This is a genomic window from Sphingobium phenoxybenzoativorans, assembly GCF_001757355.1.
Taxonomy (GTDB): Bacteria; Pseudomonadota; Alphaproteobacteria; order Sphingomonadales; family Sphingomonadaceae; genus Sphingobium; species Sphingobium phenoxybenzoativorans.
The window spans coordinates 67,814-84,173 of sequence record NZ_MINO01000002.1 but is presented as its reverse complement, the minus strand read 5'-3'; the positions used below and the strand labels follow the sequence as shown (position 1 = coordinate 84,173).

16 protein-coding genes are annotated in these 16,360 nt (G+C 62.6%); 2 read left to right on the top strand and 14 right to left on the bottom strand.

Translation table 11 applies throughout. The features are described from left to right. Positions 1-47: 47 nt before the first annotated feature. The 9 genes from BHQ40_RS01815 to truB form a co-directional block, all read right to left on the bottom strand. Positions 48-425 (bottom strand): putative quinol monooxygenase, encoded by a 378-nt coding sequence (locus BHQ40_RS01815; RefSeq protein ID WP_070151578.1) that lies wholly within the window; start codon positions 423-425, stop codon positions 48-50. Between the two features lie 36 nt (positions 426-461). Further along, a complete protein-coding gene (gene recN, locus BHQ40_RS01810) occupies positions 462-2,126 on the bottom strand; it encodes a DNA repair protein RecN (protein ID WP_070151576.1) in 1,665 nt (554 codons plus the stop codon). A gap of 19 nt (positions 2,127-2,145) precedes the next feature. Beyond that, complete coding sequence (locus BHQ40_RS01805; RefSeq protein ID WP_070151574.1) at positions 2,146-2,931, bottom strand: outer membrane protein assembly factor BamD; 786 nt, start codon at positions 2,929-2,931, stop codon at positions 2,146-2,148. Between the two features lie 75 nt (positions 2,932-3,006). Further along, the gene (locus BHQ40_RS01800) at positions 3,007-4,020 is read right to left on the bottom strand and encodes a sensor histidine kinase (RefSeq protein WP_070151572.1); all 1,014 of its coding nucleotides are present in this window, start codon (positions 4,018-4,020) and stop codon (positions 3,007-3,009) included. A gap of 146 nt (positions 4,021-4,166) precedes the next feature. After that, positions 4,167-4,580, bottom strand: a complete 414-nt coding sequence (locus BHQ40_RS01795) for a hypothetical protein (RefSeq protein WP_139139137.1) — start codon at positions 4,578-4,580, stop codon at positions 4,167-4,169. 233 nt (positions 4,581-4,813) lie between these two features. After that, positions 4,814-5,527, bottom strand: a complete 714-nt coding sequence (locus tag BHQ40_RS01790; protein WP_070151568.1) for a helix-turn-helix transcriptional regulator — start codon at positions 5,525-5,527, stop codon at positions 4,814-4,816. A gap of 163 nt (positions 5,528-5,690) precedes the next feature. After that, positions 5,691-7,994: a polyribonucleotide nucleotidyltransferase gene (gene pnp, locus BHQ40_RS01785; protein ID WP_070151564.1), complete on the bottom strand. Its 2,304-nt coding sequence runs from the start codon at positions 7,992-7,994 to the stop codon at positions 5,691-5,693. A 291-nt stretch (positions 7,995-8,285) separates the two neighbouring features. Further along, entirely contained in the window at positions 8,286-8,555 is a 270-nt protein-coding gene (rpsO, locus tag BHQ40_RS01780; RefSeq protein ID WP_070151803.1) for a 30S ribosomal protein S15, read from the bottom strand. 18 nt (positions 8,556-8,573) lie between these two features. Further along, positions 8,574-9,524, bottom strand: coding sequence for a tRNA pseudouridine(55) synthase TruB (truB, locus tag BHQ40_RS01775; RefSeq protein WP_070151562.1), 951 nt, complete (start codon positions 9,522-9,524; stop codon positions 8,574-8,576). Between the two features lie 202 nt (positions 9,525-9,726). On the opposite strand from truB, the gene BHQ40_RS01770 reads away from it, so the two are divergent. Together BHQ40_RS01770 and BHQ40_RS01765 are read left to right on the top strand one after the other, a co-directional pair. After that, entirely contained in the window at positions 9,727-10,413 is a 687-nt protein-coding gene (locus BHQ40_RS01770) for a twin-arginine translocation pathway signal protein (protein ID WP_253183221.1), read from the top strand. Between the two features lie 191 nt (positions 10,414-10,604). Then, positions 10,605-11,132, top strand: coding sequence for a hypothetical protein (locus BHQ40_RS01765; protein ID WP_070151561.1), 528 nt, complete (start codon positions 10,605-10,607; stop codon positions 11,130-11,132). An 83-nt stretch (positions 11,133-11,215) separates the two neighbouring features. Here the strand turns inward: BHQ40_RS01765 and BHQ40_RS01760 are convergent, their stop codons facing one another. From BHQ40_RS01760 to infB, 5 genes are all read right to left on the bottom strand, one after another. Continuing rightward, a complete protein-coding gene (locus BHQ40_RS01760) occupies positions 11,216-11,779 on the bottom strand; it encodes a GNAT family N-acetyltransferase (RefSeq protein WP_139139136.1) in 564 nt (187 codons plus the stop codon). After that, entirely contained in the window at positions 11,766-12,350 is a 585-nt protein-coding gene (locus BHQ40_RS01755) for a thymidine kinase (RefSeq protein ID WP_070151560.1), read from the bottom strand. Before BHQ40_RS01755 ends, BHQ40_RS01760 begins: the two co-directional genes overlap by 14 nt. Then, positions 12,350-13,252 carry an alpha/beta hydrolase gene (locus BHQ40_RS01750; RefSeq protein ID WP_070151559.1) on the bottom strand — a complete coding sequence of 301 codons (903 nt, stop codon included), beginning with the start codon at positions 13,250-13,252 and terminating at the stop codon, positions 12,350-12,352. The genes BHQ40_RS01755 and BHQ40_RS01750 overlap by 1 nt, the downstream gene beginning before the upstream one ends. Before the next feature lie 18 nt (positions 13,253-13,270). Further along, entirely contained in the window at positions 13,271-13,663 is a 393-nt protein-coding gene (rbfA, locus tag BHQ40_RS01745; protein ID WP_070151558.1) for a 30S ribosome-binding factor RbfA, read from the bottom strand. A gap of 100 nt (positions 13,664-13,763) precedes the next feature. After that, complete coding sequence (gene infB / locus BHQ40_RS01740; protein ID WP_070151556.1) at positions 13,764-16,295, bottom strand: translation initiation factor IF-2; 2,532 nt, start codon at positions 16,293-16,295, stop codon at positions 13,764-13,766. Between the last annotated feature and the right edge of the window lie 65 nt (positions 16,296-16,360).

The window sequence follows — 16,360 nt, the reverse complement described above, 5'->3', positions numbered from 1 at the left end:
GACTCCTTAGCCCCTGTTGCGCGCATGCGAAAGCAGGAGCGCTTGCCCTACACCCCGCCTACGGGAACCGTCTCGAAATGCTGGGGAAAGCCTGCGATAACGGGTCTGGCTTTCTCTATCGCGGCGCGCACGGCGGGGAGTTTCAGCGAAGCCGCATGACTCTCCCGGCTGTCCCAGACTTCAGTGATCCAGATGGCGTCGGCATTGGCGGTATCCAGCGCCACGACATAGGACAGACAGCCGGGCATCGCGCCCGTCGCTTCTTTCAGATAGCCGACGAGTTCGTCGCGCTTGCCTGGCTTGGCCAGCATCTGGCCAATCAATCCGAATTTTGCGCTACTCTCGGCTGCTGCAGCGGGAAGCGGGAGAGCGCCGGCGGCCAGGCCAAGGACGGCGAAGGTCAGCATTTCGCGGCGGTCATGCATGTCGTTCTCCTTCGTCCGTTCGGTTCGAGCGGTGCATCACACCCCCTCCAGCAACCGTCCCGCCTGCGCCCGCGCCTCGGCGGTGATTTCCGCGCCGGACAGCATCCGGGCGATCTCCTCCCGGCGCGCGCCCTCATCGAGCGCATGAACGCCGGTGCGCGTCACTGTGCCCTCGCTCGACTTGGCGATCAGCATATGGCCTGCTCCACGCGCCGCGACCTGCGGGCTGTGAGTCACGACCAGGAGCTGGGTATGCCGGGCCAGCCGGGCCAACCGTTCGCCGATCGCGCTGGCGACCGCACCGCCGACACCCCGGTCGATCTCGTCGAAGATCATCGTATCCGCGCCGCCCTCCTCGGCCAGCGCCACCTTCAGCGCCAGGATGAAGCGGGACAGTTCGCCACCGGAAGCAATCTTCACCAGCGGCGCGAACGGCGCGCCAGGGTTGGTCGAAATCTCGAACTCCACCCGGTCGGCGCCATGCGGTCCCCATGCCGTCTCGTCCAGCGCCTCGACATAGGTACGGAAACGGGCGGCGTCGAGCTTCAAGGGAGCAAGTTCGCCCGCGACCGCTGCATCGAGCCTGGCGGCCGCCGCCTTCCGCTGTTCCGTCAATGCCGCCGCCGCTGTGCGATAGGCGGCCGCCTTGGCAGCCAGATCATTCTCCAGCGCCGCCAACCCCTCCTCGCCCGCGTCGATCCGCTCCAGCTTTCCCCGCATTTCCTGCATCAGCGCCGCCAGATCATCGGGCTGCACCTGATGCTTGCGCGCCAGCGCCCGCAGATCGAACAACCGTGTCTCAATCGCATCCAGCCGGGCCGGATCGAAACTCAGCGCCTCGCCCGCCGCCGCCAGCTTCTCCTCTGCCTCGCTCGCCTCGATCACCGCGCGGTCCAGCGCCGCCAGCGCTTCCGCCAACAAGGGGTGCTCGGCCGCGATCCGGTCCAGCCGCCTGCCCGCCTGCCGCAAGCGGGCCAGGCCCCCTTCGGACCCGTCGAACAGATCGGACAGGGCCGACAGGTCTTCGGTCAGGCGCGCGCCCTTCTGCATGTCCGCCCGCTCTCCGGCCAGAGTGGCCTCCTCGCCCGGTTCCGGCGCAAACGCCGCCAGTTCCGCGACCGCATGATCCAGATAGTCCCTGTCCCGCGCCGCGCCCTCCACTTCCGCCCGCGCCTGCGCCAAAGCGGCCTCGGCGGCGCGCCAGGCAGTGTGCGCCACCCCAACCGCCGCGCTGTCGCATCTACCGAAAATATCAAGCAATGCGCGATGCCCGCGTGGATTGAGCAGCCCGCGGTCATCATGCTGGCCGTGAATCTCCACCAGCATGCCGCCGATCTCGCGCAGCAGGGCGGCGGAACAGGGCTGGTCGTTGATGAAGGCCCGGCTTCCCCCGTCCGCCTTCAATGTCCTGCGGATGATCAGCGGCTCGCCGGGTTCCAGATCGATCTCATTGCCGGTCAGCGCCACACGCGCGGGATGATCCGCCCGTGGTTCGGCGAAGGTGGCCGTGACGCTGGCCTGCGCCTCGCCCTGCCGCACCAGGCCGCTGTCCGCGCGCTGCCCCAGGGCCAGCCCAAGGGAATCCAGCAGGATCGACTTGCCTGCCCCCGTCTCACCGGTCAGCACGCCCAAGCCCGGACCAAATTCCAGGTCCAGCGCCTCGATCAGCACGACATTGCGGATGGAGAGGTTGGTCAGCATGACGACCCCCTAAAGGCCGTCACGCCGTCGGCGCATGGTCCCTGATCAGCTTGTATGACCGCTCATACCATTTGGAACCGCGATAATTGGCGCCCAGCACAGCCGCCGCCTTGCGCGCTTCCTCCGGCACGCCAAGCGCCAGATAGCTCTCGACCAGGCGCTCTAGCGCCTCCGGCGTGTGGGTGGTGGTCTGATATTTGTCGATGACGGTGCGGAACCGCAGCGTCGCCGCCAGCCACTGGCCACGGCGCTGGTGGAAACGGCCAATCTCCATTTCCTTGCCCGCCAGGTGATCATTGACCAGATCGACCTTCAGGCGCGCGTCCGACGCGTAGCGGGTGTCGGGATAGCGGCGGATCAGTTCGCCCAGCGAATCGAGCGCCTGTTGCGTGATCTTCTGGTCGCGAGTCACGTCAGCGATCTGCTCATAATAGCAGAGCGAGATCAGATAATAGGCGTAGGGCGCATCCCTGTTGCCCGGATGGATCGACAGGAAGCGCTGCGACGCCGCGATGGCCTGGTTGTAATCGCGGTTCATGTAATAGCTGAACGCAGACATAAGCTGCGCCCGGCGCGCCCAAGGCGAATAGGGGTGCTGCCGCTCCACCTCGTCGAACAGCGCCGCCGCCAGCTTATATTGGCGCCGATCAAGCCGGTATTTGCCCGCATTATACAGCGTGCTGACATCGCGCGCGACATATTGCGTGTCCGCCTTGTTCTTGTTGGTGGCGCAACCGGCAAGCAGGGCAAGGGCGGCGGCCGCGCAACCAAGGGAGACAAACGGCTTCATCGGAATCTTGTGCATCGGGGGGTCATAGCGGAGCCTGCACCCGCCGCCAAGCGGGATTGGACGTCATGACGGCATAGGGCGAAAACGGGATCAGGCGGGGATTTCCAGCATCGCCCGCGCCCCTCCACGAGCGCCGGGCGTCATGGAAAAAGCACCGCCCAATTGCTGGGCCAGCGCCGTTGCGATGCGCAGGCCCAGATTGCCGCCGCGTTCCGGCTGGAAATCGGCTGGAAGTCCCTTCCCGTCGTCCGCGACCTCAAGGACCAGCTTGCCCGCATCGGACTTGTGAAGATCGACGGCGATGGTGCCGCGATCGCTGCCCGGAAAACCATGCTCGATCGCGTTGCTGATCGCCTCCGCCACGATCAAGGCCAGCGGCACGGCCGTATCGGGATGGAAAGTGATTTCCTCATCGACGTTCAGATGAACGGCCAGATCACGGCGGCCGCTGGCCTCCAATATGTCCTCCGTCAACGTCTCCATGAAGCTTCTGACGCCCAGCCTCTGGCCGTTCGGGTCGTACAAGGCCCTGCCGATCTTTCCGATCAGGTTGAGGCGCGCATAAGCCTCATCCAACGCCTTGCACGCCGCTTCATCCGTGACATTGCGGCGCTGGAGGGAGATGAGCGCGGCGACCACCTGAATGTTGTTCGACACACGATGCTGCAACTCGCGGAACAGCATCTCCCGGTTTTCGGCCAGTGCGCGACTTTTTTCCCGTTCAACAGCCAGGCTGTAATTGGCGCGCTGCATCCAGTTGACCAGGGCGATATCCGTTGCACACACGACCGCGTAGAAAATCAGCGCAACGATGGTGTTGGCCTGCAGAGAGAATGTCATCGTCGGCGGAATGAAGAAGTACCAGGATATCAGACCGCATATGACCGACGCATAAATTCCCGGCCCGACGCCGAATAGAAATGAGGACAGGATGACGGCGGGAAAGAAGCTGACGAACGGGAAACCCGTCGGCAACACATTTTCCACCACAAGTCGTGCGAACAGCGCCGCCATGCACAATAGGGTCGTTACGGCATAGGCCAATCCCGGCCTTTCCGGAATCAGCGGCAGCCGCTCAACGAACCGCTCATTCTTCCTGTGCATGCCACCGCCTTGTTAGAGAGGCGGCTATACCACATCGTTACGCGCCCGCCATAAACATGGATCAAACCGCCATATTTTACGGCAAGGGGATGAAAGCGACGATCCGGGGCGCATGTTGTGGGGGTAACATGCGCCCCGAAAGGCCCTCAAGCAGAGAGTGCGACCCGCTGCAGGAACTGGTTCATCTGGGCCGCGCCGCGTGGCGTCAGCGCGACAGGGCTGTTGGGTTCACCCTCCCGCCAGGCGACGAGTGAGAGGGCGTGAAGCGCCTTGACCGCTGCAGCGCCCATATCGGCTGACAGCCGGTTGGCGACGCAGAGCGTCGCGAAAGGCGCGTCGAGCTTTTCCATCTGCGCCACGTAAAGGGACAGGAGAATGTCCCAGGCGGGATTGCGCAGGGCGTCGGATTGAAACTGCGCATCGCGATCCAGGCTGAAACGATGCATCCGCAGGGCAAGCGCATGATTGTCCGCTGCCATGCCATCGCCGCGCGCCGCCGGGGAAGCGGGAGATTCCGGGGCGTCCTGACCGGGCAGGCGCACCACGTTATCGCTGGTCATTACATTCGTTCCATTGCGACCCGAAAAGCCCGTCATCCCTGACGAACACCGGCGAAAAACAACCGGCACGGCGGCCTTCGCCGCATGCCCCATCATTTTCCGTCGATTATCCGGATATGTGTTTTTATGCGGCCTCTTGGGGAAGGCCTTTTCATTACGGGACCGCCTAGAAGGTAATGACAACGATGACATGTCCCGCGATTGGGTGACATACGGCTGTCATACACTTTTTGTCAGGGCAGGTTGACCAATCCATGGCCAAGGCCGGCCAGTGCTGCGGACACCCGGTCAGTCACATTCAGCTTCGCGTAAATCCGTCGCAGATGCGTATCCACAGTATTGCTGGAAACACCGATGATCTCTGCGATCACTGAATTGCTCTTGCCCCGCGCAACCCAGCCAAGCACCTCCAGTTCACGCGGCGAAAGCGGCTGGTGGACATCCAGGTCTGGCGCCACAATCTCGCAATAGCGCTGATGGGCATATTGGGTGACAAGCTTGCACAGTCTCATCATGTCCGGCGGCATCGCCTTCAGGCCCGCAGGCAGTGACAGGCCGATGAACCCGTTCCGCCCATAGGGTCCGAATACCGGGATGGCGACGCCGTCCCCCTTCTGCACTTTTCCGAAATCTCGAAGGAACTGGTCCTCCTCCGGCGTGATCGCGCGGAGGGACCGGATGTCCGACCAGCGGAACGCCACCGGGTGGATTTTCGCATGCGCCCTGACCGGATCATGGAAATGACGGCCGGCTCTGTAATCCTCCATCCAGGCTTCGGGAAACCCGAAGGCGAGTATGCGGACCCTGTCCTGATCCGCAGAACCCACCGGCGGAAAGTGGACGGCGACTATGCGCGTTATTCCTTGCCGCTGGAAAAAGCCGACAAGCAAATCCCAGAGAGCGGGCACATCGGACACAGCATCGAGCGAGGAGAATATCTTCTCCATCCCGTCCTCCACCCTTATGGCCATCGGATCGTATCGCTCTGCCCGAAGGCCACCGCATAACTTATCATGTCGATGGTATCGGCGGAAGGAGTCCACAAAAAGAGAAAGGGGCCGGAAACCGGCCCCTTAACCTTGATCAAGAGATTGACGGCTATACGCCGGATCAATCTTCCTGCGTGATGAAGCTCGGCAGACCGGCGTCGCCACCGTCATCCTTGCCTTCGGAACGCTCGCGGCGGGGACCACGGTCGCGACCGCCGTCACGTCCACGGTCGCGGCGGGGCCCACGATCGCCACGGTCACCGCCCTCACGGCGCGGACCGCGATCACCACGGGGTTCGCGGGGTTCGCGCGGCGGACGGGTGTCCTCCAGCTCCTCGCCGGTTTCCTGATCGACAACGCGCATCGACAGGCGAACCTTGCCGCGCGGATCGATCTCCAGCACCTTGACCTTCACTTCCTGGCCTTCCGACACGACGTCGGTCGGCTTTTCGACGCGCTCGTTGCGCATCTCGGAAACGTGGACGAGGCCGTCCTTGCCACCCATGAAGTTCACGAACGCGCCGAAGTCGACGATGTTGACGACCTTGCCGTTGTAGATCTTGCCGACTTCCGCTTCCTCGACGATGCCGAGAATCCACTTCTTGGCGGCTTCGATCTGGTTGATGTCGGACGAGCTGATCTTGATCAGACCTTCATCGTCGATATCCACCTTCGCGCCGGTTTCCGCGACGATCTCCCGGATGACCTTGCCACCGGTGCCGATGACTTCGCGGATCTTCGACTTGTCGATCTGCAGCGTCTCGATGCGCGGGGCATGGGCCGACAGTTCGGTGCGGGTGTGATCCAGCGCCTTGGCCATCTCGCCCAGGATATGCGCACGGCCTTCCTTCGCCTGGTTCAGGGCGACGCGCATGATCTCCTCGGTGATGCCGGCGACCTTGATGTCCATCTGCATCGTGGTGATGCCCTCGGACGTACCGGCGACCTTGAAGTCCATGTCACCCAGATGATCTTCATCACCCAGAATGTCGGACAGGATCGCGAACTCCTTGCCTTCCAGGATCAGGCCCATGGCAATGCCGGAGACCGGGCGCTTCAGGGGCACACCGGCATCCATCATCGACAGCGAACCGCCGCAGACGGTCGCCATGGAGGAGGAACCGTTGGACTCCGTGATGTCGGACAGGACGCGGATCGTGTAGGGGAACTCGTCCTTGGTCGGCAGCACCGGGTGCAGCGCACGCCATGCCAGCTTGCCATGACCCACTTCGCGGCGGCCCGGCGCACCGAAGCGGCCGACTTCACCGACCGAATAGGGCGGGAAGTTATAGTGCAGCATGAAGTTTTCATAATGCAGGCCGGTCAGGCCATCGATCATCTGCTCGGCATCCTTGGTGCCCAGCGTGGTGGTGCAGATCGACTGCGTCTCGCCACGGGTGAACAGCGCCGAACCATGGGTGCGCGGCAGGAAGCCGACCATCGCCTCAATTGGACGGATCTGCGTGGTCGTGCGGCCGTCGATGCGGCTACCGTCCTTCAGGATCGCGCCACGGACGATTTCGGCTTCCAGCTTCTTTCCAAGCTTCTGAGCCGCCATCTGGTCCTGCGGCGTCGCGTCGGCAAAGGCTTCCTTTGCCTTGGCGCGGGCGGCGTTCAGCGCATTCGAACGGGCGGACTTGTCGGTCAGCTTGTAAGCGGCGGCAATGTCCTTGCCGATCAGCTTCTTCAGCTTGTCCTTGGCGGCCGACAGGTCAGCCTGAGCGGCCATTTCCCAAGGCTCCTTGGCGGCCTTCTCGGCAAGCTTGATGATCGCCTCGACGACCTTCTTGCATGCGTCATGCGCGAAGCCGACAGCGCCCAGCATGACTTCCTCCGAAAGCTCCTTGGCTTCGGATTCGACCATCATCACGGCGTCATGGGTGGCTGCGACAACCAGGTCGAGCTCGCCTTCCTTCACCTCGTCCAGCGACGGGTTCAGGCTATACTCGCCATCCTTGTAACCAATGCGCGCCGCGCCGATCGGCCCCATGAAGGGCACGCCGGAAATGGTCAGCGCAGCGGAAGCGGCGATCATCGCAACGATGTCCGGCTCGGACTCGCCGTCGAACGACAGGACCTGCGCGATCACGTTGATCTCGTTGTAGAAGCCTTCCGGGAACAGCGGGCGGACCGGACGGTCGATCAGGCGGGAGACCAGCGTCTCCTTCTCGGTCGCGCCGCGCTCACGCTTGAAGAAGCCGCCCGGAATGCGTCCGGCAGCCGAATATTTTTCCTGATAGTGGACGGTCAGCGGGAAGAAGTCCTGCCCTTCCTTCACGGACTTGGCGGCGGTCACGGCGCACAGCACCACGGTCTCGCCATAGGTGGCCAGCACAGCGCCGTCGGCCTGACGGGCAATACGACCGGTTTCGAGCGTGAGGGTCTTTCCGCCCAGCTCGATGGAGACTTTCTTTACATCAAACATATGGTTTCCTTACGCCCGCCGGGCCCTATTGCCGGGCGGGGCCTTTAGTGGACCAATGGCCCATGAATAGAGAGCGTCTAACTCTCCTCCGTTCGCCCTCAGCTTGTCGAAGGGCTCGTCTGAGCGAAGCGAAGACAGGGCCTCACTTCGTTCGGCCGCGGGCTTCGACTTCGCTCAGCCCGAACGGTGATGGGGAACATCCCCAGATCATGAACGCCGTGCCGGATTGCCCAGCGCCATGTTTCAGAATCAGAAACGGCCCCGCGCGGGGGCCGTCCCTTCGTCCGGGTCTTACTTGCGAAGTCCCAGCTTTGCGATCAGGTCGCTGTAGCGGCCCGCATCCTTCGCCTTCAGATAGTCCAGCAGGCTACGGCGCTTGTTGACTAGCATCAGCAGGCCGCGACGGCTGTGATTATCCTTGTGGTGGCCCTTGAAGTGCTCGGTCAGGTTGGAAATGCGCTCCGAGAGGATCGCAACCTGGACTTCGGGGGAACCGGTGTCGCCCTCGGCGCGGGCATGTTCCTTGATCAGCGCTTCCTTGCGCTCGGCAGTAATCGACATCGTCATCCTTTCTGAAAACTAGAGATTAAAGCCCCGCACCACCCGGATTTCCGGGCCGGAAGCCTCGACCAGCGCGACCGGCGTTTCGCCTTCCGTCGCCAGCAGGAGGCCCTGCGTGCAGGGTTTCCCCACGAGAGTGCGTCCCTGACGGAGCGCCTGTGCCTCTTGGGGAGTGACGGAGAGAGCCGGGATGTCGTCCAGCCCCGCCGTCAACGGCAGCATAAGCTGCGCGATGGCGCGCTCCCTAGCAGCATCGCGCAAATTGTCCAGAGAAATCGCCGGATCCAGCGTGAACGGCCCCGCTTTCACGCGGCGAAGCATGGTCACATGCCCGACGGTGCCAAGCGCCAGCGCAATGTCGCGCGCAAGAGAGCGGATATAGGTGCCCTTGGACACATGGGCGGTGAGGGTGACCGACGACAAGGGTATCTCGCTCCCCTGCTCCGTTCGGTTCGAGCCTGTCGGAAATTCCGGTCCGCCGTTCCCGGCAAGCTCGAACCGAACGGGAGTAAGCGCCTGAACAGTGACAGCCCGCAGCTTCATCTCCACATCCTGCCCGGCGCGGGCCAGATCATAGGCGCGCTGGCCATCGACCTTGATAGCGGAATAGGCGGGAGGAGCCTGCTCTATCGCACCGGTAAAGCGCGGTAATATAGCCTCCACCTCCGCCAGTGTGGGCCGCACATCGCTGTCCGCAATCACGGCCCCTTCCAGGTCGAGCGTGTCCGTCTGCGCACCGAAGGCTAAGGTGAAATCATATATCTTGTCGCTGTCCAGCATCCGTCCGGCGAGCTTCGTCGCCTCGCCGATCGCGACCGGCAACACGCCTGTCGCCAGCGGGTCCAGCGTCCCGCCATGTCCGACCTTCGCCTTACCCGCGCCCGCCTCCCGCAAAGCGCGCTTCACCGCGCCGACGGCCTGTGTCGAACCAAGGCCATGGGGTTTGTCGAGGATGATCCAGCCGTGCATCGGCGCGCCCTAAAGCATTTTACGGCTACTGGAAACGTGGGAGAATCGTAACTCTTAGACTTATGATCGCCGGTCTGGCAGTGACCAGGAACTAGGTTTTGATGTGATCGATGATATTTTCCATCATGAAGTTGCCGTCCACAGGGCGCCTGATCGCATCGACTTCACGCGGCATGGGTACGCGCAATCTTGAGGAGCAGACATGATGGGTTTGAATGTCAGGAACGCGGCTCTGGGTCTGGCTTTAACGACGCTGACAATGGCGGGGTGCCTGGCCCCGGTAGAAGCATCAGCGGCGAACGAGGCCCCTGCACCGGTCACGGGACAGGCGGCGGCGGTAACGCAAGAAGCCAAGCCGGCTTCACCTTTTGTCCCTGAAGATTTCACCGTTCCCATTCTGGTGGAAACCAAAAAATTCAAGATCGTGCCGCTCGGCCCCGATTTGGCGAAGGTGGATTTCAAGGCCTATATGTCGTCGATCGAACATCTGCAAAAGACGTTCACGCGCAGCACTGATTGGCCGCACAAGGACATCTCCGATGCCGATGCCATGCGGGACATGGAAACCGAACAAGCGAGATTCAGGAACCGTACGTCCTTCGCCTATGCCATACTCACGCCGGATGGCAGCCGCGAGCGCGGTTGCGTTTATGTCTATCCCAGCACCGTCGAAGGTTATGACGCTGTGGTCAGGCTGTGGGTGACCAAGGACGAATATGACGCGGGCTTCGATGCCGAGCTTTATGATTGGGTCGTCGGGTGGATGCGAAAGGATTGGCCCTTCGCAAAAGTCGCCTATCCCGGACGCGCAATCGATTGGGCCACATGGGATTCAGCCGTAGCAGCCAACAAGGCCAGAAAGGCCGCCGCAGAAGGGCAGAAAAACTGAACGCGCGATCGACTAGGCGAATAGTCGTTCGCCTTTCATGCGCGCGCCAAGCGTGGCCCGTTGTTCTCAGAAGATGCCTCACCGGAAACAGCCAAAATCGGAAATTGATGCCGAACATTGATCTTCCCGAAACCCGCCATACAAGCTTCTAAAGGAGTACGTTCCGGCACAAGCGATAGCGGGTTGTCCAAATGATGAAATCAATTGGCCTTGGCTTTCTCGTATATGTAATTGTCGCTTGGCTCGCTTTTGGTGACCCGGTTAGACCTATAGCGTTCGCGACCATGTGGTCCGACAGATTTGGCGCTCCGCAGTGGCCAGGATTAGTATTCGCCAGCATTGTTGTCGCGAGTTCGAGCTTTCTTATTCCCAATCGGTTTCGTTTGGTTCGAGTGCCTGCTTTTGTCGCAATCGCGCTTCTGGGTTCCCTGTTTTCCGTAGGAGCTTACGCAGACTATCTCAGGGCAAATGCCTTGAAGCAGTTTGGCGCAGATCGAGAATTACAGCACTCATTTTTGTCGTCGATCCGAAATGCGCCGGACGAATATCAGTTCTTCCTCCACGCAGCAGCAATGAAGCGCTGTATCCCTTACGCGTGGAGCTATCGCATTTTGAGTTTTTATCGACTGCCCGCCGATGCGGCTGTAAATGTTCTTCCCATCAAATGGCTCAAAGACTGTTCAATCCATTCCGAAAACGCGGTCAGTGATATTTGGTGACCCACAGAATGACCATATTTCATTTTGCTCAATCCTGAAGCCGCCATTCCGCTTCCCACCCCTCACCCCATAGACTCCACGCCCTAATATCCGCCGCGCCAGTCTTCTTTCAGCAGGCCGAATATCGCTGTGTCCCGCACATAGCCGGTCCAGGTCACGCGATTACGGCGCAGGGTGCCCTCATGCATCGCCCCGAGCTTCAGCACCGCCGCCATGGACCGCTTGTTGCGCGTGTCCACCCGTATCTCGATACGGGTAAAGCCGCAGGCAAAGGCATGCTCGATCATCAGGCACTTCATGACGCCGTTGAAACCGCTGCCCCGCACCGAAGGCTCTATATAGGTGCCGCCAATCTCCAGGGTCCTGCTGACGCTATCGGGATCGATATAGTTGGTCATGCCCACCACAACGCCCCGGTGCAGTACGGCGAAACGCACCCATCCCCGGCTGCCATGGAACCGCTCCGTCTGCGCCAGCGCGCTGTCGAAATTCTCGCCCGCCCATGACACTGGATAGATGTGCCATATATCCGCGTCCCGCGCGCAGGCCGCCCGCAACGGTTCGACATGACGCTCCGCCAGCAGCTCAAGACGCACGTCGCCTGCCTCCAGCGGCGCGGCGAGCGCAGCGACATCAGCGATAGCCATCGACCCGCTCCATGAAATGCCGACGGCACAGGGCGATATAACGGTCATTGCCGCCAATCTCCGTCTGGTCGCCGAAACGGATGGCCCGCCCCTCCCCATCCACGCGCAGGTTCATCGTCGCTTTGCGGCCGCAATCGCAGACTGTCTTGATCTCGCTCAGCGTGTCCGCGATGCCAAGCAACTGCGCGCTCCCCTCAAACAGGTCACCGCGAAAATCCGTCCGCAACCCATAGCAGAGCACCGGAATGTTGAGCTGATCGCAGATCGACGCAAGCTGCAGCACCTGCGCCCGCGTCAGAAACTGCGCTTCATCCACCAGCACGCAGGCGATCGGCCTTCGCACATGCTCGGCCTCCACCGCCGCCCGGATATCCGTATCGGCGCCAAAGCTATTGGCTTGCCTGTCCAGGCCGATGCGGGAGGTGATATGTCCAGCCTGATAGCGGTGATCAATCTCGGCGGTCCACAGCATCGTGTGCATGCCCCGCTCCCGGTAATTGAAGCTGGACTGCAACAAGGTGGTCGATTTCCCCGCATTCATCGAGGAATAATAGAAATAGAGCTTGGCCATCAGGGGATTGGCGGCGCTACTTGGTCGAGCCAGCGGACCAGCAGATCGGCCAGCGCGATGCGCTTGTCGGAAAAGCTGTGATCGGTCGGCCAGATTGACAGTTGGGCTGCCGCGCCAGCGGACTGCGCTTCCCCAGCCACCGCCCGCGACATCGCGCCGATGCCACGCTCGGCCCCCACCAGCACCAGCGGCCGGTTGCCATAGGACAGCACGCGCCTGCCCAGGTCGAAACGCTCCGCATTGCCGCTGATCTCGGCGGTCAACGCATCATAACTCGTTCCCGCGAGCGGCGGCAGGTCGCCCGCGACCTCCTCTTTCCATGCCGCGACACCGGCGGGCGTTGAGAGCGCTTCGACCGTGGCGGAAGGGTCCCAGGCGTCGATCAGGAATAGGCCCGCCACCTGCGGATCATCCGCGGCCGCATCGGCCGCCATGAACCCGCCCATGCTATGGCCCGCCACGGCGATATATTTGGTGTCGATCCGATATTTAGAAACGGTCGCGGGGTCCCGCAGGAAAGCGAGCGCGCTATGCGCATCCTCCGCCGCTCCGCCAAAGCTGAAGCGTCCGGGGCTGCCCCAGGAACCCCGATAGTGCAGCGTCAGCACATTCCATCCGGCCCGCCGGGCGGCCTGTGCCAGATCCAGATTCTGCTCGTTCCCCGGAAAACCGTGCAGCAGGAGCAATGTCGGATGCGGCCCGCGTCCCGCGGCCGTATACATGACCGCATTCATCGCGCCGTCCTTCGCCGGAATGACGAATGCGCTCATGCCCGCCGGAATGGCCGCATCAACAGCGGGATCGGTGATAACGGCGCGGTGGACGGTTTCCTTGGCTTGCAGAGATGAATGGACTGGCGAGAGGGAAAGCAATGCAACCGCCGCTACCATTATCCTGCGCATGCCCGATACTCCCGTTGTTCAGTCGTCGCCGTCCAGATCGCGCGCCACCTTCGGATCGCGCAGCAACTTGTCGATATGGCTTCCTTCATCGAAACTTTCGTCCGCGATGAATTTCAGCTTCGCCGCATATTTCAGCTTGATGCGTTTCGCCACCTCGCGCTGCAGATAGGCGGTATTGGTGCGCAGCGCCTTCAGCACCGCTTCCTCATCCTTGCCCAGCAGCGGCTTGATGAAGGCGGTCGCATGGCGCAGGTCCGGGGACATGCGCACCTCGGTAATGCTCACCACATGGCTGGCAAGCACATCGTCATGCACGTCCCCGCGCATCAGGATTTCCGACAGCACGTGCCGCACCTGTTCGCCCACGCGCAGAACGCGGACGGACGGACCTTCGGATGAGGGAATTGCCATAACCAATCCTCGTCATCCCGGCGAGCGCCGGAATCTCAGGAGCAAGTAACCGCCAGCAGGCGCACCCCCCCCGGTATTTGCCAGGGCGATGCGCCTCCCGTTACAGCGTGCGCTGGCGTTCCTCGACCTCGAACAGTTCGAGCGTATCGCCCACCTTGATGTCGTTCGTGTCCTGCAGCATCGCGCCGCATTCCATGCCCGCGCGGACTTCGGACACATCGTCCTTGAAACGGCGGAGGGATGCGATGGTCGTGCGCGAAACGATAACATCGTCGCGGGTGAGACGCGCGTTGAGGCCCTTGCGAATGATGCCGTCCATGACGAGCAGACCAGCCGCCTTGTCCTTCTTACCAGCCGGGAAGACTTGCAGAACCTCGGCGCGGCCGACGATCGTCTCGATGCGTTCGGGCGCGAGCTGGCCAGCCATCTCGCCCTTCACTTCTTCGATCAGGTCGTAGATCACGTCATAATAGCGCAGCGACACCTTGTCCCGCTCCGCCAGGACGCGCGCCTTGGCGTTCGGGCGGACGTTGAAGCCGATCAGCGGCGCGCGCGACGCGGCGGCGAGCGTCACGTCGGACTCAGTGATCGCACCGACGCCCGAATGCAGGACACGCACCTTGATCTCGTCGGTGGACGCCCGGTTGAGCGCGCCGACAATCGCTTCGACCGAACCCTGCACATCCGCCTTCACCACGATCGGATATTCGATGACTGTCGCATTGAGGGCGGAGAACATGTGCTCCACACTGGTCGGCGCGGCAGTGGTGCGCTTCTTAGTGGCGAGTTCCGAACGATAGGCGGCAACCTCGCGGGCGCGCGCCTCATTCTCGACGACGGAGAGCTGATCGCCCGCCATCGGCACGCCGGACAGACCAAGCACCTCGACCGGCGCTGACGGACCGGCGACCTTCACATTCTCGCCCTTGTCGTTGACCATGGCGCGCACCTTGCCGCTCTCCGCGCCGACGACGAAATTGTCGCCGACCTTCAGCGTGCCGCGACGGACCAATACGGTCGCGACTGGACCACGGCCCTTGTCCAGCTTCGCCTCAATCACATTGCCTTCGGCTGCGCGATCGGGATTGGCGGTCAGTTCAAGCAGTTCGGCCTGGAGCAGAATCTTCTCGATCAGTTCGTCGAGGCCGGTCTTCTTGAGCGCCGACACCTGCACATCCTGAACGTCGCCGCCCAGATCCTCGACGACGATCTCATGCTCCAGCAGGCGTTCGCGAATACGTTGCGGATTGGCTTCCGGCTTGTCGACCTTGTTGATCGCCACGATCATCGGCACGCCGGCCGCCTTGGTGTGGTTGATCGCCTCGATCGTCTGCGGCATCAGGCCGTCATCGGCCGCCACCACCAGGATGACGATATCCGTGACGTTCGCGCCGCGGGCGCGCATTTCCGTGAAAGCCTCATGGCCCGGCGTATCGAGGAAGGTGATGATGTCGCCACCCTTGGTTTTCACCTGATAGGCGCCGATATGCTGGGTGATGCCGCCGGCCTCGCCCCGCACGACATCAGTGCCGCGCAGGGCGTCCAGCAGCGACGTCTTGCCATGATCGACATGGCCCATGATGGTCACGACGGGCGCACGCGGCTTCAGCGTCTCAGGCGCATCCTGATCGCCTTCGATACCGATTTCGATGTCGGATTCCGACACGCGCTGAATGCGATGGCCGAATTCCTCGACCAGCAGTTCGGCCGTATCCTGATCGATCACATCGTTGATCGTGACGGGCGTGCCCATCTTGAACAGCGCCTTGACCAGATCTGCGCCCTTCTCCGCCATGCGGTTGGCGAGTTCCTGAATGGTGATCGCCTCTGGCACCACCACGTCGCGGCTCTGCTTCTCGCGCGGCTGCTGACGGCCGCCGGAATGGGCGCGGCGTTCCTTTTCACGGGCGCGCTTGAGCGCCGCTAGGCTACGCGCGCGGGCGCTGTCGTCATCGGCGAGGGCGCGCGTGACGGTCAACTTGCCGGACTGGCGGCGATCATGTTCGCTGCGCTTCGTGCGATCCGGCTTCACCGGTTCCGGGCGCTTGACCGGAGCAACGGGCGTAAAGCGGCGCGGCGGCGGATGATCGCCGGTGCGCGCGGTTTCCGTCGCCTCGGTCGCGGCGGGCGCTTCCACCTCGGCCACGGCTTCTACTGCCGGAGCGGCTTCCGGTTCGGGAGCGGCAACGGCTGGCGCTTCCGCTTCGGCCCGGCGGTTTTCCTCCGCACGGCGCTTTTCTTCTTCGCTGGCGGCCTGACGCTGGGCGTCATCGCGACGGCGCGCATCTTCCAGCGCAGCCATGCGGGCTTCTTCCGCCTCGCGCAGCAGCTTCGCCTGCATTTCCTGCCGCGAAAGCAGGCTCGGCTGCGGAGCTGAACGGGCGGGCGGCGGCGGAGGCGCAGCCGGACGGGGAGCAGGCGCGGCGACAACCGGCTCAGGCGCAGGGGCCGGAGCCGCCTCGACGCCCGCTTCGCCCGGCTTGCCCAGGATACGGCGCCGCTTCACCTCGACCACGACCGTATTCTTGCGGCCGTGGCTGAAGCTTTGCTGCACCTGGCCGGATTCCACGGTCCGCTTGATGCCCAGCGGCTTGCGGCCCAGAACCGGCTTGTCTTCCTTGCTGTCACTCATCGACTAAACTGAACCCTTCACTTCACATATGCAGGCGCGCGGCGCATTGGCCACGGCCGATAGTT